The 20740-nt window shown below is 39.1% G+C and carries 22 protein-coding genes and 3 pseudogenes; 8 read left to right on the forward strand and 17 right to left on the reverse strand.

Features of this window, described 5'->3' with window-relative positions; all coding sequences use genetic code 11:
* Window positions 1-127: 127 nt before the first annotated feature.
* The 5 genes from BW721_RS07015 to tsaB all read right to left on the reverse strand — a co-directional run bounded on the left by BW721_RS07015 (window position 128) and on the right by tsaB (window position 3818).
* Entirely contained in the window at window positions 128-922 is a 795-nt protein-coding gene (locus tag BW721_RS07015; protein WP_076767424.1) for an SDR family NAD(P)-dependent oxidoreductase, read from the reverse strand.
* A 66-nt stretch (window positions 923-988) separates the two neighbouring features.
* Window positions 989-2005, reverse strand: a complete 1017-nt coding sequence (gene tsaD / locus BW721_RS07020) for a tRNA (adenosine(37)-N6)-threonylcarbamoyltransferase complex transferase subunit TsaD (RefSeq protein ID WP_076767426.1) — start codon at window positions 2003-2005, stop codon at window positions 989-991.
* A 30-nt stretch (window positions 2006-2035) separates the two neighbouring features.
* Window positions 2036-2500, reverse strand: a complete 465-nt coding sequence (rimI, locus tag BW721_RS07025; RefSeq protein ID WP_076767427.1) for a ribosomal protein S18-alanine N-acetyltransferase — start codon at window positions 2498-2500, stop codon at window positions 2036-2038.
* A gap of 21 nt (window positions 2501-2521) precedes the next feature.
* Complete coding sequence (gene rimI, locus BW721_RS07030; RefSeq protein WP_198031327.1) at window positions 2522-3109, reverse strand: ribosomal protein S18-alanine N-acetyltransferase; 588 nt, start codon at window positions 3107-3109, stop codon at window positions 2522-2524.
* Window positions 3093-3818, reverse strand: a complete 726-nt coding sequence (gene tsaB, locus BW721_RS07035) for a tRNA (adenosine(37)-N6)-threonylcarbamoyltransferase complex dimerization subunit type 1 TsaB (RefSeq protein ID WP_076767429.1) — start codon at window positions 3816-3818, stop codon at window positions 3093-3095. The genes rimI (BW721_RS07030) and tsaB overlap by 17 nt, the downstream gene beginning before the upstream one ends.
* Window positions 3819-4040: 222 nt before the next feature.
* On the opposite strand from tsaB, the gene BW721_RS07040 reads away from it, so the two are divergent.
* Window positions 4041-4268 (forward strand): CsbD family protein, encoded by a 228-nt coding sequence (locus BW721_RS07040; RefSeq protein WP_076767431.1) that lies wholly within the window; start codon window positions 4041-4043, stop codon window positions 4266-4268.
* A 266-nt stretch (window positions 4269-4534) separates the two neighbouring features.
* Here the strand turns inward: BW721_RS07040 and BW721_RS07045 are convergent, their stop codons facing one another.
* The 3 genes and pseudogenes from BW721_RS07045 to BW721_RS07055 form a co-directional block, all read right to left on the reverse strand.
* Entirely contained in the window at window positions 4535-5962 is a 1428-nt protein-coding gene (locus BW721_RS07045; RefSeq protein WP_083686913.1) for a UDP-glucose--hexose-1-phosphate uridylyltransferase, read from the reverse strand.
* A 190-nt stretch (window positions 5963-6152) separates the two neighbouring features.
* Window positions 6153-7643, reverse strand: a pseudogene (xylB, locus tag BW721_RS07050) (xylulokinase).
* Window positions 7644-7661: 18 nt separating this feature from the next.
* Window positions 7662-8114, reverse strand: a pseudogene (locus tag BW721_RS07055) (xylose isomerase); the annotation flags it as partial.
* A 21-nt stretch (window positions 8115-8135) separates the two neighbouring features.
* On the opposite strand from BW721_RS07055, the gene BW721_RS07060 reads away from it, so the two are divergent.
* From BW721_RS07060 to BW721_RS07070, 3 genes are all read left to right on the forward strand, one after another.
* On the forward strand, window positions 8136-8924 hold the full coding sequence (locus BW721_RS07060) for an ROK family protein (protein ID WP_232222974.1): 789 nt from the start codon (window positions 8136-8138) through the stop codon (window positions 8922-8924).
* A 90-nt stretch (window positions 8925-9014) separates the two neighbouring features.
* Window positions 9015-9626, forward strand: coding sequence for an alpha/beta hydrolase (locus BW721_RS07065; protein WP_076767436.1), 612 nt, complete (start codon window positions 9015-9017; stop codon window positions 9624-9626).
* A 42-nt stretch (window positions 9627-9668) separates the two neighbouring features.
* The gene (locus BW721_RS07070; protein ID WP_076767438.1) at window positions 9669-9953 is read left to right on the forward strand and encodes a DUF896 domain-containing protein; all 285 of its coding nucleotides are present in this window, start codon (window positions 9669-9671) and stop codon (window positions 9951-9953) included.
* 52 nt (window positions 9954-10005) lie between these two features.
* Here BW721_RS07070 and BW721_RS07075 read toward each other — a convergent pair whose 3' ends face one another.
* From BW721_RS07075 to BW721_RS07090, 4 genes are all read right to left on the reverse strand, one after another.
* Window positions 10006-10536, reverse strand: coding sequence for an acyl-CoA thioesterase (locus tag BW721_RS07075; protein ID WP_076767440.1), 531 nt, complete (start codon window positions 10534-10536; stop codon window positions 10006-10008).
* 69 nt (window positions 10537-10605) lie between these two features.
* Window positions 10606-12045 (reverse strand): proline--tRNA ligase, encoded by a 1440-nt coding sequence (gene proS / locus BW721_RS07080; RefSeq protein ID WP_076767442.1) that lies wholly within the window; start codon window positions 12043-12045, stop codon window positions 10606-10608.
* Between the two features lie 326 nt (window positions 12046-12371).
* The gene (locus tag BW721_RS07085) at window positions 12372-12806 is read right to left on the reverse strand and encodes a GNAT family N-acetyltransferase (protein WP_076767444.1); all 435 of its coding nucleotides are present in this window, start codon (window positions 12804-12806) and stop codon (window positions 12372-12374) included.
* On the reverse strand, window positions 12799-13245 hold the full coding sequence (locus tag BW721_RS07090; protein ID WP_076767446.1) for a hypothetical protein: 447 nt from the start codon (window positions 13243-13245) through the stop codon (window positions 12799-12801). Before BW721_RS07090 ends, BW721_RS07085 begins: the two co-directional genes overlap by 8 nt.
* A gap of 192 nt (window positions 13246-13437) precedes the next feature.
* Between BW721_RS07090 and BW721_RS07095 the strand changes: the two genes are divergently transcribed.
* Window positions 13438-13872, forward strand: a complete 435-nt coding sequence (locus BW721_RS07095) for a universal stress protein (protein ID WP_076767447.1) — start codon at window positions 13438-13440, stop codon at window positions 13870-13872.
* A 213-nt stretch (window positions 13873-14085) separates the two neighbouring features.
* Here BW721_RS07095 and BW721_RS11630 read toward each other — a convergent pair.
* A protein-coding gene (locus BW721_RS11630) for an IS3 family transposase (protein WP_442905233.1) occupies window positions 14086-15530 on the reverse strand; the annotation gives its coding sequence in 2 pieces (ribosomal slippage) (window positions 14086-14985 and window positions 14988-15530; 1443 coding nt in all).
* Between the two features lie 111 nt (window positions 15531-15641).
* Window positions 15642-15764, reverse strand: a pseudogene (locus BW721_RS12070) (DUF503 family protein); the annotation flags it as partial.
* 140 nt (window positions 15765-15904) lie between these two features.
* Here BW721_RS12070 and BW721_RS07115 point away from each other — a divergent pair.
* The 3 genes from BW721_RS07115 (at window position 15905) to BW721_RS07125 (ending at window position 18388) form a co-directional block, all read left to right on the forward strand.
* Window positions 15905-16462 carry a DUF1836 domain-containing protein gene (locus tag BW721_RS07115; RefSeq protein WP_198031328.1) on the forward strand — a complete coding sequence of 186 codons (558 nt, stop codon included), beginning with the start codon at window positions 15905-15907 and terminating at the stop codon, window positions 16460-16462.
* On the forward strand, window positions 16452-17309 hold the full coding sequence (locus BW721_RS07120; protein WP_156892209.1) for a DegV family protein: 858 nt from the start codon (window positions 16452-16454) through the stop codon (window positions 17307-17309). Before BW721_RS07115 ends, BW721_RS07120 begins: the two co-directional genes overlap by 11 nt.
* A gap of 101 nt (window positions 17310-17410) precedes the next feature.
* The gene (locus BW721_RS07125) at window positions 17411-18388 is read left to right on the forward strand and encodes an aldo/keto reductase family protein (RefSeq protein WP_076767452.1); all 978 of its coding nucleotides are present in this window, start codon (window positions 17411-17413) and stop codon (window positions 18386-18388) included.
* A 34-nt stretch (window positions 18389-18422) separates the two neighbouring features.
* Here the strand turns inward: BW721_RS07125 and BW721_RS07130 are convergent, their stop codons facing one another.
* The 3 genes from BW721_RS07130 to BW721_RS07140 form a co-directional block, all read right to left on the reverse strand.
* Window positions 18423-19718 (reverse strand): hypothetical protein, encoded by a 1296-nt coding sequence (locus BW721_RS07130; protein WP_076767454.1) that lies wholly within the window; start codon window positions 19716-19718, stop codon window positions 18423-18425.
* Entirely contained in the window at window positions 19711-20208 is a 498-nt protein-coding gene (locus BW721_RS07135; RefSeq protein WP_076767456.1) for a hypothetical protein, read from the reverse strand. Before BW721_RS07135 ends, BW721_RS07130 begins: the two co-directional genes overlap by 8 nt.
* Before the next feature lie 217 nt (window positions 20209-20425).
* Window positions 20426-20662 carry a hypothetical protein gene (locus BW721_RS07140; RefSeq protein ID WP_076767458.1) on the reverse strand — a complete coding sequence of 79 codons (237 nt, stop codon included), beginning with the start codon at window positions 20660-20662 and terminating at the stop codon, window positions 20426-20428.
* Window positions 20663-20740: the final 78 nt, after the last annotated feature.

The raw sequence follows: 20740 nt of genomic DNA on the forward strand, positions 1-20740 counted from the left end.
TTACAGAGCTAAAAAGAAAGCTGTATCTGGCATTTAAAACTCAATATGTACGATACAGCGCATTTATTGTTGCTGTATCTCCTACAAACACTCACAAAAGAAGAGCCGTCGTCGACGGCTCTTTTTACTATTTCAATTTCTCTGCGATAATAGCTGCTGCCCTTTTAGGCATGATGCGATAAAGCAAGTCCATTAATTTGGAGTCATTCCCAACAAATATCCGGTATTTATTTGCCTCCATACCATCAACAATCATTTTAGCTGCTGCAGGTGCTGTTGTAATCTTGTCAGTCACCTTCTCATTGTCACCGGCACTTGGACCACGATCAACTTTCGAATTGGTCATAATATCTGTTTTAATAGCGCCCGGAAACACAACGCTCACATGGATATGGCTATCCTTCAGCTCTGAATGTAAGCCTTCTGTTAATAATTTAACGGCTGCTTTAGAGGCACCATACACAGATTGCCCCGGCACAGGGAGAAAGCCACCCATACTCGATACATTAACAATATGCGCTTCTGGCGCTTGTTCAAAATAAGGCAGCAAGCTTTTTACAAAATAAAGCGTCCCGTAAAAATTAACATCCATTACGAAACGAACCTTATCCATGTCTAACTCTGAAACTGGGATAAAAGGCTGAATAACACCGGCATTATTAATCACACCATCAATGGAACCGTGATGCTGGATCACAGTTTGTGGCAAAGCTTCAATAGCCGCTTGGTCTCTAATATCCATCACATGGAGTGAGACATCTTTAGCCTTTTCACCAGCTAATTGCTTGGTTTGTTCTAAACTCGCTTGATTGATATCGACTGCGGCAACACGGCCTCCTCGCCTTAAAATTTCTAAGACAATTTCACGTCCCATTCCGGCACCGGCACCTGTTACGACAATCGTTTTGTTCGTTACTTTCATCTTGATCACCTATTCTCTTTATTTTCGAACAGCCATTTTGGCTGAATGATTAATAAGGAAAGACGCTTATAAAGCAAGACCTGGTCGCGCATTTAGACTAAGCTCTGCAAATGATTCATTGATGTATTGGTGATGCGCAGCCGCACCAATCATAGCAGCATTATCACCACATAATGACAATGGTGGGATAAGAAGTTCCACATCAGGCAATTCTTTTGCAACAGCTTGAGTGAGGGCTTCACGAAGTCCCTTGTTAGCTGCAACCCCACCTGCTAGCAAGAGTTGCTTAATCGGGTTTTCTTTAGCAGCGCGAATGGTTTTCGCAACTAGCACATCCACTACTGCTGCTTGAAAACTAGTGGCAATGTTGTGAGGATCGATGTCATCGCCCTTCTGTCTAGCATTATGAATGGTGTTGATAACCGCACTCTTCAAGCCTGAAAAACTGAAATCATAGTTATCTTCATGGATCATGGCACGTGGAAAATCGTATGTGTCTTCGCCCTGGTGTGCCATCTCATCCATCACCTTTCCACCTGGGTACGGTAAGCCAAGCACACGTCCAATTTTATCGTAAGCTTCACCTGCTGCATCATCTCGTGTTTCACCAATAATTTCAAACACACTATCTTCAGGCATATAAATCAATTCCGTATGACCACCACTGACAACTAGTGATAGTAATGGAAACTGTAAGGGTTGAACTAGCTGATTAGCGTAGATATGGCCAGCCATATGGTTGGTTGCAATTAATGGCTTCCCATGAGCAAAAGCTAATGCCTTAGCTGCGCTAACACCAATTAATAAAGACCCTACTAATCCTGGTCCTTCTGTGACAGCAACGGCATCCATATCAGCCATTTCAAGTTCTGCTTTTTCCAATGCTGCTTCAATAATTTGTGTGATTTGTTCAACGTGGTGGCGGCTAGCTACTTCAGGTACAACTCCACCGAACCGCATGTGGCTCTTTATTTGAGATGCCACAATATTCGATAAAATGGTATCACCATTTTTGATAACAGCCGCACTTGTTTCATCGCAGCTACTTTCGATTGCTAAAATTAATTCATCTTGTTTCTTCATTTTTTCTCTTCACCTCTAGGACTAGCCGGTTTATTTTTTTATTAATTGAAAGATATAGGCATCTTCCTTAGGTTGTTGGTAGTAATCTTTCCGAAGGGCTACCTCCTCAAATCCCATCTTTTTATAAAGGTGGATAGCCGCTTGGTTAGAGACGCGTACTTCTAAATAAAAGAAGCGAATCTCCTTTTCTTCACATACAGCTAATAGTTGCTTGATTAGGTCTGTGCCAATCCCTTGTTGTTTGTAATCTGAGTGTACTGCAAAGTTATTAATCGACATTTCATCGAGAATTATTTGACAGCCAATATAACCGACTAAGCGATCCTCTTTGTAATAGCCTAAGTAAAGATGGTTAGAATCAGAAAGTTCCGTTTGAAAGGAGGACACTTTCCAAGTTGTTTGGCCGTTGTTTGCTGCAACCGTCACATCATACAACGATTGAGCGATCGTTGGATTTTCTCCATTAAGGATTACTACAGTGTCTGTCACCTTCATCTTGTACCTTCCTTATTCATATCATTGGTCTAACGTTAATAACATATCCACAGCATCTTCCCCATCACCGTGGTAGTAATTTTTCTTAATCCGAACGGACGTAAAGCCCAATTTGTGATAGAGCCCCTGTGCTTGATTGTTGGACACACGTACTTCCAAACTAAGGGATTTCACAGTTTCTTCACGCGCTACTTCTTTTAAAAAGTGGAAGAGTTGCTGACCAACTCCTTGCTGCTGCCAGTCTGGTACAACCGCAACATTAGTGATATGGATGTCCCGGTCTTCCAGTCTAACGCCTAAAAAAGCAACCGGTTCAAAGCCTTCATAAACAATCAAATAAAGGGATTTGGTGTTTCTGACAATATCATTTTCTAAGGCTGCATAGCCCCAAGGCGTTTTTCCTTTATAGCCTAGTTTTTCTATATAAAGGACATCCGCAATATGACGTCTTTCGCCTATTTCTAGACGCAGTTGCGTACCGTTTCTCGATAGAAAATGGTCGGGTAAATAGTCTACACGACTCGACAAAAACTGACTTTTTTGTGGGTACACAATTTCCTTTTGAATGGTTTCTACAAAACTCTGGAATTGATTAATCAATTCTTTCAACGTAATCACCCTTTCGTGATCCTTCATGAGTTTTTTGCCAAGTCTCTTCTGCTTCTGGCTTCTTCAAATATTCCGGTGTAAAGATGTGAACATCTTCTGCTTCAGCAGTTATAGCTAAATTAGCTAACACACCAGCGCTCGGCAACCACTGCTTTTTAAGAGAAAAGTGAGCCTGTTGACCTAAATTCGCTTCAATAGCGTCTTGGTAATTCGCAAGGTCTTGGCCGACAAAAAGAATCGGTTGATTGGTTTCTTTTAATTGATTAAACCAGTCTTCACTGGCGATATGACACTCTGCTAATTCTTCTTCAATTTGCCCGTTAATAATCTCATAGGCAGCAGTGTACATATTATTTCGTCTCGCATCCATAATCGGTACGACTAAGCCGTCAAAATGGTCAATATTAGCTGCCAATACTTTTAAGCTGGAAACAGGAATTAATGGCTTATCTAGTGTCCATGCTAGTGTTTTAGCAATGGTTGCGCCAATCCGCACACCCGTATACGAGCCTGGTCCTTTTGATATAGCTATACGATCTAAGTCCTGTGGTGTCCAGTTGGCAGCCTGTAACACATCTTGAACTGCTGGCATCAACTGCGTACTATGTTGAAGATTACCGTTTCGTGTATATTCTGCTACAACTAATCCATCCTCCATAGTCGCAACACTTAATGTTTGATTTGATGATTCAATAGCTAGTATTTTCAAAAAACTCTTCCTTCCAAGCCTGTTCCGTCGGGCTTCACTCTTTTTATTACTCACATTATAGCGTAATTACATCTAAAAATCTTCTTATCATTCCCTTTTCTCATTTTTAGCGATAAGGGTTATTGTTTGCATATTTTCTATATTTACCTAAAATATAGAGTAAGAGATGCACAACTTTTCTCTTTTATATTTATTTTTAACTATAAGCTAGGAGGAATTAACATGGCAAATGGATTTGAAGATAAAGCAAAAGGGTTGAAAGATAAGGTTGTAGGTAAAGTAAAGGAAGAATATGGCGACTTAGTCGATGATAAGAGTAAAGAAATCGAAGGTAAGCTGCAACAGAAAAAAGGAGAAGCCAGAGAAAAAATCGGTGAAGCTAAAAATAAAGCTGACGATAAAATTGATGAGCTTCAACGTAGAGCCGATGATCGTGTAGACGATATTTAAATCTTATTAAGAAAAAGCCTTCTGGAAGTAGTATTCCAGAAGGCTTTTTGTATGGAATAGCTGCCAATCTGTCGAGTGGCAGCTATTTTTTGACTCACTCGACATAAATCGCCGATAAACTGTCGAGTGGGACATTATTTTTTCGCCACTCGACACATTTCGCTCAAAAACTGTCGAGTGAACACTTCTTCGCTAAGCCACTCGACATAACGCATCAACAAAAGAGGACAAAACCATTAAAGTCGGTTTTGTCCTCTTTCTCATTTCTATTTAAATTGGTTTACAAATTCCGCAAAGGCTGTTTGCCCTGTTTCATCTTGCTTGAAGACACCTGCGTCTTCTAGAACACGTTCGAACTTTTTGCCGACTGATTTTTGAATAAGAGCTGTCGCTGTTTCAGCCGTTATATTACCTGCTTCTTTCAGTTCGTTGGCCCATTCTAGATGATAATCTGCTACTTGATCTGTTTCGCCTAAAACAAACTGAGTGACTTCAGCTAGTTCTGACTTGAGACGCGGCGGTAAAATTGCCGTTCCTAGTACTTCAATTAAGCCGATATTTTCCTTTTTAATATGTTGCACGTCCTGATGTGGGTGGAAAATACCATCTGGATACTGGTCATTTGTACGGTTATTACGTAAAACAACATCTAGCTCATAGGCTTCGCCATTACGACGGGCAATTAAAGTGACCGCATTATGGTTTTCACCAGCAGTTTCAGAAAGAATCGCTAACGCCTCATTCGAGTAAGTTGACCAAGCCTCCATAATTTCAGCTCCCGCTTTAATCAGTGGGCTTGGATCAATAGCCCGTAAACGAATAACGGATAACGGCCAATGTAACCGTTCTGCTCGAACTTCTGAATCAGCGTGCCAATCCCAAGACTCCAATACTTTGGCCTCTTCCATTGGAAAATGATGACGTCCCCCTTGATAATGATCATGTCCTAAGAGTGATCCACCCACAATAGGCAATCCGGCATTAGATCCCATGAAGTAATGTGGTAAGACCGTCACTAATTCCAATAAATTACTAATCGTCTGTTTGTTAACGACCATCGGAGTATGGTGTTTTGAGAAAACGATACAATGCTCATTATAGTAGGCATATGGTGAGTATTGGAATCCCCAATTTTCTTCTTGAATAGGAATTCGAATAACTCGGTGGTTAGTCCGAGCTGAAATACCTGCTCTTCCTTTATAACCCTCATTGGTCGCACATAGCTGACATTCTGGATAGTTACCTACCGATAATTTTGCCTCTTCGATTTCTTGTTTTGATTTTTCAGGTTTAGATAAATTGATCGTAATGTCAAAGTAGCCATATTTCGAATCCACTTTAAACTGTTCATTCTTCGCAATATGACGCGTTTTGATATAGTCATTACGTTTTGATAATTTATAAAATTCATCAGTCGCTCGCATAGGTGCTTCTTGGTAAGATTCCCAGAATGTCCGATTAATGACAGAAGGTGCAGGCGTTACCACATCCATGATTTCTGCTTCTAATTCTTCGCGGCTGCGTGAGTTATCTTCAATAACGCCTTCTTCAACAGCGTACTGGACCAGCTGATCCATCAAATCCAATAAGCCCTGCAATGGGATAGAGGGCAGAAGGTTAGTCTCAAAATGATCTTTTTTTAAGATATTTAATAATCTATTAGTCGCATAATAAGTATCAAGAGGATGAATCATATGCGATGACACGCCTTTTGCTACAAAATCGCAAATAAGCTGATCTATTGTTTTGCTAGTTTCCACCGATAAACCTCTTTTCTTTTTTGAAATGAATTCATGTCTATTAGCTATTCTAGCATATTACCACATTTTTGGCGTGTTTCTTTCAATAAAACTACCCAGCCGTTATCTGGCTGGGTGGTTAGCTTTATAACTGACTTAATTGATGGCTAATGGTTTTCGTTGCCTCATAGCCTTGTTGGTAAATAGCATAAACCGCTTCATACCGCTTAACTTGTTCGGGATTTGGATAATAAGTTTGACTTTCTTCAACAAAAGCTGCTACACAATCTTCTACTGAATCAAACCAGCCTTGTCCAAGTGCCGCTAACATCAAAGCCCCCATACCTGGTCCTTGTTCTGTTTTTAAGGTTACGATTTTAGCGTTAAAAATATCCGCCTGCATTTGTAACCAATCGGGATTCTTAGCACCGCCACCCACTGAGACAATTTTTTCAAATGTCTTGCCAGCGCGCGTTTCCATCAAGTGTTACGAATCCTTCAGAGAAAACGTAATCCCCTCTAAAACCGCACGAGCAAAATGTTGGCGTTTATGTCCACTATCCATTCCTAAAAAGCTTCCGCGAATTTGACTATCTGTATAAGGTGTCCGTTCGCCTGAAATATAAGGCATAAACAGCAACCCATTCGATCCCGCCTCTACTTGGTGAATATCCTTTAGTAATTCTTCAAAAGATTCCTCTTTAGCAAAGGTCTCTTTAAACCAAGATAAGCTATGACCCGCTGCTAATGTGACACCCATTGAATAGTAAGCATCTTTTAAAACATGGAAGAAATAATGCAAGTCTCCGCCATATTCTTTTCCTGCCTCCTCATAAGAAAGGAAGACACCAGATGTCCCAATACTCACCATACCGACGTCAGATGAAATAATTCCAGCTCCAAGAGCTGCACTCGCATTATCTGCACCACCAGCGTAAACAGCTACAGCTTGTTTTAATCCTAGTTGCTGGCTAATCGTCTCAGTAAGGTTGCCAATTTTATCTGCTGATTCAACGAGCTTCGGACAAAAGTCACTTGCTAAGTCGAAGGCTTTTAATATGTCTTGGCTCCATGCTTTTTGATTGATATCCAACAATAAGGTTCCTGCCGCATCGGAATATTCCATTTGTTTGGATCCTGTCAAACGGAAGCCTAAGTAGTCTTTCGGCAATAAGAATGTCTTGGCCTTTTTAAAGTTCTCAGCTTCCTCTTCTTGAACCCATAAAATCTTTGGTAAAGTAAAGCCTTCAAGTGCTTTGTTTTTAGTAATTGGAATTAGCTTGTCGCCTAATGTTTCTTTGATGCGTTCACATTGTAGAGTGGTTCTCACATCATTCCATAAAATAGCATTGCGAACCACTTGATCTGCTTCATCCAGTAACACCAAGCTATGCATCTGACCTGAAAAGCTAATGGCTTCTAATTGGTCTCTAGCATCTGGAATGGCTGTTAAGGTTGCTTCTAAAACAGTAGTGGCTGCTTGAAACCACTCTTCAGGATCTTGCTCACTATACCCTTTTTGTGGTTGAATCAGTGGGTAATCCGCCGATGTTGAGTAAACAAGGTCCCCTTTTTTATTAACTAACAGGCCCTTTAGTGAGCTTGTTCCTAAGTCTAGACCAAGAACATATCCCATTTTTCTACCTCCTGTTTATTAATAAATGTAGTCGTTTAGACGAGCTTTAACCGCCTCGATATGACCTGATTTATTGGTTACGGTTTTGTTTGATAAAGCATAGTCAAATAATGATTTCAAATCTGTTTTATCATCAATAATGTCTTTCCCAATCCCTTCTTGATAGCTTGCGTAGCGCTCTTCTTTAATCTTATCGAAGAAACGATCCTCTTTCAGACGTGCTGCTGCTTTCAAGCCACGTGCGAATGTATCCATACCTGCGATATGCGCTAGGAATAAGTCTTCTATTTCGAATGATGTCCGACGCACTTTCGCATCAAAGTTGATACCACCTGGTTCGATACCGCCATTTTCTAACACTTCGTACATCGTTAATGTTACTGAGTATAGGTCTGTAGGGAACTCATCTGTATCCCAACCTAATAACAGATCACCTTGGTTAGCATCTAGTGAACCTAGTGCAAGGAAACTGTCGTAGAACGTATTAAAGAGATCGTCACTAAATTTGAACACCACTATTCTAAACGAACCTTTGAACTGATTGGAATTACCATAGCTGTTCACGGTATTGTTCACGATAACCAGATTCTGTTTACCCCTTACTCGAACTTAGACGACATTGATTTAACTAAGGAATTAGAGGAACTTCTTCATGTTCCTGTCTTTTTGGAAAACGAAGCAAATCTAAGTGCTCTTGGTGAAAAAGCCTTCACCACCATGAAGCAGAATATTGTTAGCATCAGTATCCATAGTGGTATCGGTGCCGGTATTCTCATTAACGGCGAGCTTTATCATGGCAATAGAGGTCAAGGTGGCGAAATTGGCCATATGATTATACAACCGTTTGGTATCAAGTGTCCCTGTGGTAACGAAGGCTGTATGGAGCAATATTGTTCGGAGCTAGCTATTTTAGAAAGCTACCGTTTTCAGACCAATAACCCTGAACTCGGCCTAAAAGATTTAGCAGCTGGTTATTTAAACGGTGAAAAACGAGAAGTCGAACTTATAATAAAAACAGCCAGCTATTTGGCAGTTGGATTGAATAATCTAATTGTGCATTTTGATCCTGAATTAGTCATTTTAAATGCTACTTTATTTGAAGAGTTACCCTTTTTGTTGACGCTTATCCAAGAAAAAATGGTCAGTGAATTTGCTAAGAGTGTTCCGCTAGAACTATCTAACATTGGCAAAGAAGCCACCTTGCTAGGCGGAACAGTTGTCAATCTACAAGCATTTTTCCATATTCCTAATTTAAACTTCTTACAATTAAACAAGCACTAGCCATTTTCTCCACCTTTGACCTTTTTAGCAATCCGTGCTATAATTACTTCGAAGCCGAGATATTAAAACCGAGTCAAAGGAGGATGCAAGATGACACATCATCATATATATATTGAAAATGACAAGACCCAACCTGTTTTCTTATTGCTACACGGAACGGGTGGAACCGAAGAAGATTTGATTCCACTTGCGAGAACAATTAATCCTCAAGCTAGCATCCTAAGTGTAAGAGGAAATGTTTCCGAAAACGGCATGAATCGTTTTTTCCGCCGACTAGCCATGGGTGTCTTTGATGAAGAAGATTTAGAGCGTCGTACAAAAGAACTTTACCAATTTGTGAATGAGGCGGCTGTTGAATACGGATTTGACCGCAAAAACGTAGTCGCACTTGGATACTCAAATGGTGCAAATATAGCAGCAAGTATGCTATACTTCTTTAATGATGCATATCGAGCAGCACTTTTATTGCATCCAATGGTCCCTTTTCATAATCGGGATATGGTCGAATTGAATCAATTGCCTATTTTTATTGGCGCGGGAACCAATGATCCAATTTGTCCACCTGAAGAAACACATGGTTTAACTAATAAAATCGAAGCCAAAAACGGTAATGTAACAACTTTTTGGGGGAACGCTGGCCATTCTTTGACCAAGGACGAAGTCGAACATGCTTTGTCATGGTATCAACAGAATCTTTCCTAAACCCCTCTTCAGTACGCTTAAGCAAGAAAGGAATGTGGCTAAATGGATAAAACATTAGCACGAATTAACGAATTAGCAAAAAAAGCAAAAACAACAACTTTGACTACTGCTGAAAAAGCAGAACAAAAAAAATTGCGTGAAGCATATCTACAAAACTTCCGCAATGCGTTCCAAGATGTTCTCTTGAACTCAACGGTTTATGATCCAGAAGGAACAGACGTAACACCTGAGAAACTAAAAAAAGCACAGCGTGATATGCACCTAGAAAATGCACAACGGATTCTAAAAAGTAACACTATCAACTTTATGGATTCAGAAAAAGAATAACAAAAAGAGAGCTTGGCAATTGCCAAGCTCTCTTTTTATTATAGATGTATCATTACCAAGGCAATTCGATGGTAATATGCTTATCAAATTCTGCTTGTGATTGGCGAATAGCCATTCGGTTTGCTTTTCGGTTCTCATAGTCCTGACAAATAAATTGCTCTTCTGGCGTTTCTGGTAAAATGTTAGGCAAATGGACAGCAATCTCGTCATTATTTCGTAGGGCAACAAAGGTCATAAAGCAAGTTGCAGCTAAATAGCGTTCGCCAGTTTGCAGATTTTCGCCTAATACTTTAGCAAAAATTTCCATCGATGATTTCCCAGCCCCAGAAACAAAGGTCTCAATACAAACGGAATCATCAACCATGAGTGGCTTCAAGAAGTTTAACGAGTCAACTGATGCCGTTACAATAGCTGCTCGACTAAAACGCTGAGCCGTAATCGACGCGCAATCATCCAATTGCTTCATCAACTCCCCACCAAACAATGTCCCATGTGCATTCGCATGGAAAGGAAAAACACGATGCGTTTGAATCACTCTTGTTTCTCGACAATAGCGACTATTTTTCTGTAATTCTGCTGCCATTTTTCTTCCTTCTTTCATGATTAGTAAGAGGCTGGAACCAAAGTCCCAACCTCTACACAGTCGTAATTATTAATAGGCGCGAGCCAACCACACAGTATGCTTAGCTTGTTTGCCGCTTACGATACATGTTTGCTTTTCAACTGGCGGTGCAAATGGCATATTACGAGTCGTGAAGCCTGTTTCTTCTTTGATTTTAGCTTCAGTTTCCAATTCGCCATCCCATCCTGCTAAAACAAAACCAGGTAGTTCGCCAGCAGCTTTTTTCTCTTCAATATGAGCTTTCAACTCATCTAGTGTATCAATATGAGTGTGCTCATGTTGTTGACGATTTTGGCGTGCCGTTTCCAACAAACGAACTTGCATGCTATCTAAAGCTTCAGCCACATAGTCAACAATGCCATCTAAAGAAATAGCTTCTTTGCCATCAAGATCGCGCATTTTAACCATTACTTGGTTGTTTTCCATGTCACGAGGTCCAAATTCAATGCGCATTGGGACACCACGCAATTCCCACTCATTAAATTTGAAACCAGGTGAATTGTCGCTATCATCGATCAGTGCACGAATACCTTTTGCTTTCAAATCTGCTAATAGAGCAGCCAGGCGTTCAACAATTTCAGGTTTTTTCTTCCATGGACCAACTGGTACAAGAACAACCTGTTTAGCAGCCACTTTAGGTGGTAAAATCAACCCTTGTTCGTCTCCATGAGCCATAATCGTTGCACCGATTAAGCGTGTTGACACACCCCATGATGTTGTATGTGCGTAAACATGCTCATTATCACGATTTAAGTATTTAATATCAAAAGCTTCCGCAAATTTTGTTCCCATATAATGAGAGGTTCCAGCTTGAACAGCCTTACCATCTTTCATCATTGCTTCAACTGAATAGGTATCAACAGCACCAGCAAAACGTTCTGATGGTGTTTTTTGTCCTTCGTAAACAGGTACAGCTAACACACTCTCAATAACGTCTTTATAGACAGCTAGCATTTTCATTGTCCGTTCACGAGCTGACTCTTCATTCTCATGAGCCGTATGACCTTCTTGCCATAAAAATTCTGACGTACGTAAGAATGGCAATGTTTTTTTCTCCCAACGGAAAACGTTAGCCCATTGGTTTATTTCGTATGGTAAGTCCCGGTATGAATTAATCCAGTCACTAAAAGCCGTTCCAATCATTGTTTCAGATGTTGGTCGTAAAGCCAAACGCTCTTCTAATTTCTCACCAGCAGCTTCTGTTACCCATGGTAATTCTGGACTAAACCCTTCAATATGATCCTTTTCTTTTGTAAAGAATGACTCTGGAATTAACATCGGGAAATAAGCATTACGAATGCCTTCCTCTTTAAAGCGTGCGTTAAATTCCTCTTGGATGTGTTCCCAGATTTCGTAACCATCTGGTTTGAAAATCATACACCCTCTAACTGGTGAATAATCCATTAAATCAGCTTGTTTAATGGTTTGAATATACCATGCTGAAAAATCTTCTTTTTGTAAGTTACTCATTTTCCTAACTCCTTACCTCTTTTTGTTCAAAAAAAATAAGCACATCTCATCCTCATATGAAGGACGAAATATACTTTACTCCGCGGTACCACCTTAGTTGGCTTGTTATAAGCCCTGCTTGATCTTGATAACGGCAGCTAACCGGCCATACAACGTAACCTCCCTAGGCAGGTTCCATACAGCAGCGGGGACTTTTCTTCCAGCCATGGAAAAGCTCTCTTAACCCATCCTCTATGTACTATTCCTAAATGTATGCACCCATATTGTAAGGGAAATACTAATAAATAGCAATCTTAAAAATAAAGAAGACGGTTTAATCCGTCCTCCTAATCTAAGCGTTGATTCCTCAGATACTCATCTTTTAAAATGCCATAAATAGCCATATCAACAAATTCACCCTTATGGAACTGATGGTGTCTTAAAACACCTTCATGTTGCATCCCTAAACGCAACATGACTCTAGCTGAAGCAGAATTACGTAAATCATGCATAGCTAGAACTTTTTCCATCCCCAATTCATTAAAAGCTATTGTCACTAATAACTCAGCAGCCTCTGTCATATAACCTTTTCCCCAATAGTGTCGGTTCAAAGTATAACCGAGTTCTGCCTTTTTATGGGTGAAATCTGATCGTATGTCAATCGTACCAATCATTTTCGATTCTTCTTTCCATTCAATCGCATCCGCTAAGCAACCTGGCCGAAGTAACAGTCGTTGAGAGTCTATACTACGGTTATGTGCGAGAGCAAATAAATTAGCCATGGTTGTTTGCTCGGTCCGCAAGTTGGTGAATATCAGCCATCGTACGCTCAAGATTTTCCTTATGCCATTTCATACCAAGACCATGCTTAGCGAATTTCAGTGTCAGCTCATTTTCTTGACTCAAGAAGGTAACACTGTGCATTAAACCGCCCTTTATTTTTATCTCTTCTAATTCATCAAACGGAATAAAAATAGGATCCACTTTTTTATTGATTTTACCAGACATTTTCCCTAGTGGAATTAAAATAATCCGCTCTTCCTCCATAGCGAACACATAGTAAGCCCCTTTTGCCAGTAACGCATAGTTACCAAAAAATAACCACTGTCCAGTGGTAGGCATGACTTGCCCATAGAGCAAACTTTTTGAGGTTTGTTCATTTAACAAGCCCAAACCTTCCATATGTTCATGTATTTCATCTATCGTTAAAATTAAGCCCATTACAATCGACTCCTCATCCTTATTTAGACTTTTAGTTTACTAAAACTTCCCCTTAATGGCGAAAGATATCCCTCGTCCTCACTGGTTTTGTCTATTTAAAACAAGTAAATACTTTCATTTATCCAGAATTTGCGTTAAAATAAAGATAGGAAAATGCACATAAAAAAGAAACATGAAAAGGAGATGGATTAAATGTTAGAAAACTATACAAACATTTTAGTTCCTGTTGATGGTTCCGAGCAGTCCGAGCAATCATTTAAAAAAGCTGTATCTATTGCTCAACGTAACCAAGCCAAACTTTCTGTTGTTTTTATTATGGACACGCGAAATGTTACTGCGTCAACGCCTTTTGCGCCAGCCATCACACCTGATGTCTTTAGCGATGTAGACACAGCTTTTGTGGATCAAATGGTATCCTTTGCTAAGGATGCAGGTGTTAATGTAGATAAGGTCGTCACAACTGGTAATCCCTTATCGCTGATTGCTGAAGCATTTCCTGAAGAATTAGGAACGGACTTAATTGTCATTGGCGCTACAGGAAAAGGTGCCATCACACGGGCATTAGTTGGTTCTGTTTCTAATTATGTTGTCAAACATGCACCTTGTGATGTCTTAGTCGTTAGATAAGTTGAGAATAAAAAACGTTGAAAGCTAAAAATTTAGCTTTATAGTGGACCCAAAAAGTTAGACTAAATTTTATGAGAGTTGACCGATTGGTCAGCTCTTTTTTAATACATGCAATTTGGCTTAATTCCTGTTGTCGACAATACTTCTCATAAATTTCAATCTATCAAGAGTAGTAGCGGAGCGACTCTTGATAGATTGAAACTTTATGTGAAACTATGAAAAGACAATGGAATTAGTATATTGGCTGCGATACTGGACGGGGCTTAGCCATCCTAGTTTCTCTTTAATTCGTTCTTCATTATAATAGTTAATATAGGTGGTAATTGATTCAGCCAATTCTTCAAAACTATGATAAGTTTGACCATAATACATTTCTTGTTTGAGTATACTAAAGAAATTTTCCATTGGTGAATTGTCATAACAATTCCCTTTTCTAGACATACTTTGGAAGATATCATTATCTTTTAAAGTTTTTGAATACCGTTTCATTTGATAAGCCCAGCCTTGGTCTGAATGAAACGTTCTTCTGAATATGCAATCATTTGTACGTTCTATAGCTGCCTTCAAAGCTTCCATCATACTTTCACCGTTTGGCCGTTTTGTTATTTGAAAACTGATGATTTCGCTATTGAATAAATCCATATAAGGATCTAAATAAAGTCTGCCTGTCTGAGTGTTGCCTAACTGGTCCATATAATAGTATTTGAATTCAGTTGTATCAGTCGTAATTTTTTGATGTGGAACTGATGTGTTAAAACGTCGTTTTAAACGATTTGATGCTACTTTCCCTACAGTCCCCTTATAAGACTTATACTTTCTGCTTTTGTGTGAGAAGGCAGTTACAAGAATGCCTAATTCACGCATTAAGCGTAATACTTTCTTCCGATTTATGTGATAACCTAATTTTTTTAACTCGGGAGTCAGTCTTTTATACCCATAATCTTTATTTTTCTCTCTTAGTTTTAGTAAAGCATCTTTGTAAACTTTATCCTTGTCTGGGCGTTTAGATTGCTTCCTAATATAGTGATAAGTTGCCTTTGGAAAGCCAGTTACTCTCAAAATATCAACTAATTTGAATTTATTAATATTATGGAGATTGTAGATTGCTTGAACTATTTGTTTCTTTGTTGCTGTTTCTCTGCTTCCTGCAATCTCCCTAATTCCTTTAAAAATTCATTCTCGATTCTCAAATCACGATTTTCGTTTTCAAGTTGTCTCAGACGCTCAACGTTTACATCTTCTCTAGTTATATTCTTTGGATCCTGAAATACTTTCTTATCAGCTTTCTTCCGTCTACCCATTTTCGGTGGCCTACCTCTCTGTTCTGATAAGCCATCGACGCCTTTCTTGAGGATAGTAGTGCGCCAATTACAAATTAAACTAGGGTTATTCATCCCTAATGAATTGGCTACTTCTCGATAACTCATCTCTGTTGTTTCATATAATTTTACAGCACTAAGCTTAAAATCAACAGAGTAATGAGTTTGATTCTTACTACGTTTCAGTCCTTCGATTCCAAATTGTTGATAGCTATTAACCCATCTTCTTACAATAGATTCTTGTATATTATATTTCTTTGCTACCGCTAGGTAGCCACCATAGTTCCCCAGATAATGTTTTACAATTTCCAATTTAAATTCTAGTGAATATTTTGCCATAAAAATAAACCCCCAAAAGTTAGATTTTTGGTCTAACTTTTGGGGGCCTCTACAGCTCGCTACGGCAACCGCTAGTTGAGACTGATTAATCATTTCCTGAAAGCCTACTTCCGCTAAACTGGCATTGTATCGATTATGCATTTTATTCAAAATACTTTTGACGATTGAACGCTTATCCTTCAGAGAAAAGCTATCAAAAAGGCGCATACTTATCTCCACTGTTACAAAAGCCATTATTATCTCTCCTTATTATTTTCTTTACCATTTATCAATTGAATTATTCCTCGTTTACTGTTACATTTTACTAGTAACGAAAATCATTTAAACTAATAATTAAAACTAGATAGCATTTTAAAGGAAACGAGGTGGTTAGTTTGTCACAATCTAAGCCAAAGGACTTAGCGAATTTGTCGATTGTACGCTGGGACGAATTGCCGACATTTGGCGTTTACAACGATCAAGTGCTCAGCATTATTGAAGAACAGCTCGCTTTCCTGACTCCTGACGGCAGCGAGAAAATTATTACACCCGCTATGATTAATAATTATGTGAAACTCGGTTTAATTGAACGACCCATCAAGAAAAAATATTTTCAACTCCATATTGCCCAGCTTATTGTCATCAGTTTATTAAAGCAAGTGTTACCGTTGACCGATGTGCAAAAAGGGATGGCTTTACAAATTTCAATTAAAGGCGAAAAAGAAGCCTATAATTCATTTTGCAAAGAGTTGGAGGAATCCTTTTACCATTTATTTAGTCAACTTGATCGAACCATTGATTTTTCCTTTACCATAGAAGGAATTCGAAATGAAAATGTTGCATTAAAAATGGTGACCTTGTCACTCGCATCAAAATTATTAACACAAAAGATTATTGCTATTAATGGATTTAATAAACAAAAAAAAGAAGGAGTCGATTCTATTGAAAAATAATCGCGTAGCCATCCTAGTTGATTCATGTAACGATATTCCTGCTCACCTAACGAAAGAGTATGGGTTTTACACCATGCCATTAATGATTAATTATAAGGATGCCTCTTATAAAGATGGTGTTGATATTTCACCCCAAGAAGTCTATGATTCATTTAAAACTGAAATTCCTAAAACCAGTTTACCATTAGGCAGCGATATTGAAGCCCTTTTTGATCAAATTAAAGCAGACGGCTATACGCATGTTATTGCATCTATTTTATCAAGTGGTCTTAGTGGTACCTATCAAACCATGACATTGGTCATCGAAGATCGTAAAGACTTAACGATCGAAGTTATTGATACGCGTAATATCGGTATCGGTTCTGGCTTCATCGCGCTATATGCAGCTGAACAATTAGAAAAAGGCTTAGATTTCCAGGATGTGGTTACTAAAGCACGTCAAGCTGTGACCAAATCCACTGTCTTTTTCGGTCTGGAAACATTAGAGTATTTAATTAAAGGCGGCCGAATTGGTAAGGTTGAAGGGATTCTTGGTAGTGCCTTAAAAATTAAACCAATTATTTCTTGTAACCCAGAAGGCGTTTACGATACGGTTGCTAAAGTCCGTGGTCGTAAACAAAATATTGCCAAGATGCTTGAATTAGCTAGAGAAAAAGTAGGCAATAGTAAAGACTACTATATCGCCCTTTGCCACGGCGCTGCCGAAAAAGAAATGCTGCAAATGAAAGATAGTATTAGTGATTTAATTGCCGATGCCAAAGTATACTGCGAAGGCCAAATTTCACCTGTTCTTGGTGTTCACACTGGCCCTGGTTTACTTGGTATTGGTGTGATGGTGTTAGACTGATCCTTAGGGGTCAGTTTTTTTCGTCTTAGTAGCCAAGTGGATTCATTTGGTATAAGATAAGTTTATAAGAAAACCCTTACAAACAAAAGGAGGAAGGCCACATGAAGTATCGGAACTTAGGTAGAAGCGGCTTACGTGTCAGTGAAATTGCCCTAGGAAGTTGGTTAACTTACGGGAAATCAGTCGAAGATCAAACAGCTGAACGCTGCATTCAAACTGCTTATGATGCAGGTATTAATTTCTTCGACACTGCCAATGTCTATGAGCAAGGAGAAGCGGAAGTGGTTTTAGGCAAGGTATTAGCCCAATACGATCGTTCAAGCTTAGTCGTTGCCAGCAAAGTTTACTTTCCTATGGGAGATGGCCCTAATGATCGGGGCTTATCACGTAAGCATATTTTTGAACAATGCGATGCTAGTTTGAAACGACTAAACATGGATTATATTGATCTCTACCAATGCCATCGTTATGATTCCACTGTCCCACTTGAAGAAACATTGTGGGCTCTGGATGACTTGCAACGACAAGGAAAGATTTTATATGCAGGTGTCAGTGAATGGCCAGCAGATAAAATTCAAGAAGCTCATCGAATTGCTAAAGAACATCATTTCCGCCCTCTCGTTTCCAATCAACCCATTTACAATATGATTGAACGTTATATCGAACGTGATATCTTAGCGGTCTCACAAGCAAATGGAATGGGACAAGTCGTCTTTTCACCATTAGCTCAAGGTATCCTCACTGGTAAATATAAAGCAGGACAATCTGCGCCGAGTGACAGTCGAGCTGCCAACGCAACTATTGGCAGTGGTTTGAAAAAATACTTAGAAGATGACCGCCTATTAGAAACGGTTGACTCATTATCACACTTCGCTCAACAATTAGACATTAGCTTACCGCAATTGGCACTTGCTTGGATTCTCCGCCAACCTGGTGTTAGTTCAGCTATTATCGGTGCCAGCAAACCCGAACAAATTGAAGATAACATTAAAGCTGTCGATGTTGAATTAACAGAGGAGATGTTGGCAGGTATCAATGAATTGCTACAACCAATCAGTCGCTTTAAACCACGTTTTTAAAAAAAAGACTGGGACAAAATATCCCAGCCTCACTTTATTTAAATACAGTTAACATTTCTTGAACTTGTTCCTTTTTAGCTGTGAATTCACGAATGCCGTTCTTTTCAACAAGATATTCTTCTTCATTTAAATCATAAAAATGAATGGTATGAACCAACGTTTCCCCTTCTGATTGAAAGTGATACGTAATGCTTAGACTAGCTTCTTCTGAAATCAGCTCTGAGCCATCGTAAGGATTAACGTATTTAAGCGCCGCTAAATACTGATAGTTCTTACGAAAGGCTGTCTCATCCAGCTGGTCGCCATTTAAGAAGAAGGTTGAGCTAACGCCCACTTCGTCCTCATCATTGGTCGTTACCTCATGGTTTGCTTCAATTAACAAAGCATTCTCTGCTGTTTTCAGTTCCACTTGACGTAAGGAGTCGAGTGGAATAATACCAATAAAATTATCCGTTATATCAAAGGCGGTTAATTGGAATGTCCGCGCCAATAAGAGCGGAATACGGTAGCTTTTATTGGCTTCTTCCAAATGAACAAGCACACTCTCTTCATCAGGTTCGCCAAATACTAGTGTTTCCTGACCATCACTACCCGTTAATGTTAAAGTAAAGAATGTTTCAGTTTCTGACGGAATGGCTTCTTCGGTTTCCTCTCCCCTAAAGTTTTCCAAGCGTTCTAAGATAACATCCATGGTTTGATACTCAACTGAAAAGGGTGTCTCATATATCCCGTGTAAAAACCAGCCGCTAATAAATGGCGCTGATTCGACCTTAGAAAAGTCACTCTCTTGATTGATTTCAAATGATTGGCTTGGATCTTCAAATTGGATGGCTTCTAAAACACCCACCTTCAAATCAATCGCCGCTTGTAAGTAACTATTTGAAAACTCTTCTAACTCCATCGGCAAATTAGGAAAATACAACCAGTCTGTTGTGCCTGTCATTTTTCCATAGAAGTTACCCTCTGAGTCATGGTATAAGGACAACTCCAATTTTTCATCTTCTGACGGATATAGAGCTAATTGCAAGAGTGTCTTTTCCTTTACAACAACATCTGCTGCGTCTACCACTTTGGCTTGCAAACTGACCACCTTATCTAAAAAAGTAGATATTGCACTTGGATCGAGTTGGTCAACATCTTCACTCACCCATTCTTCGCCATTCGATTCAATCCGATACTGATCATTATTTTTGGTTGTTACTTCAAATCCTATCAGTTGGGTAACTTCCTGGAATGGGTAAACAACCGTTTCTTCTGACTGCTCAGCGTCATTGCTACAGCCTGCTACAAAACATAAAGTGAGTAGAAAAAGGCTTAATTTTTTAATCATTCTGAGTTCCCCTTTCATAAGAATCATTGGTTTGAGAAAATTGTGATTTTAAATCTGTAAAGATCTTCTGATTGGATCGCATGATATAAAAGGCGATAATCGAAAAGAAAAATAAAAACATTTCACTCGGAAAGGCATAGAAGATAACCACAAACGCGATAATCGTCAACAAATTACCTAACTGTTTTTTAAAATAGCGCCAGATAATAACAACAGCTGAACGGTAAATATTTGCAACTGTAATTTCTAAAACAGCTAACATAGTAAAACCAATTATCGAAAAGATAGTCAATAGTATAAAGGCTACAGCAAATATCGCCGCAACGAGTACACTTCCCCTTGTATAAAAATAAAAGGCATCAATTAAGACAATCATACTTAAGGTCAGCTGAATCATCCAAAAAACAAGGCTAACTTTCAGATTGTCCTTATATCCTCTAAAGAAATCTTTAACCGGTGCTAGCGATTTCTGTCTAACCAGTATGCCCATCGAAAAAAAGAGCGCTGCTAGAGCTGGCCCAGTTGGGATGAGGGCTAGGTGTAAATGAAGACATTTTCTACTAGTAATGGTACTGAAAAGAAGACCACAAAAAACAAGGCATTGGCTAGTAAAAATAATACATTAGTGGTTAGAAAATAGTAAAGGTAACGTAGTGCGGTATAAAGATGACTATTTTAAATATTTTTTTCTTTCAATAGAGACGACATTAGGCTTTAAAATCAAGGCAGTCAGTCTCCCACCGCTCTTTCAAATCACCAATTTTATTGCCACCAATTCCGCGATTTAAAAACTGCAGCTGCAATTCCGGGTAACGCGCACTCAATGCGCCGGCTACCATTAATGTATATCCCGAACCCAAATTATAGCCATCTTCTCTATTACGACCAACATCGGTTATACTGTCACCGATAAATAAAATGACATCATTTTGTTTTAACTTCATGTTTTCCACCCCTTGTTTACGTTTACATTTAGATACAGTATATCAAATTATCAGTGTTAAAAAGAAAAACATTAGCCG

It is taken from the genome of Jeotgalibaca sp. PTS2502, assembly GCF_001975685.1.
GTDB classification, from domain to species: domain Bacteria; phylum Bacillota; class Bacilli; order Lactobacillales; family Aerococcaceae; genus Jeotgalibaca; species Jeotgalibaca arthritidis.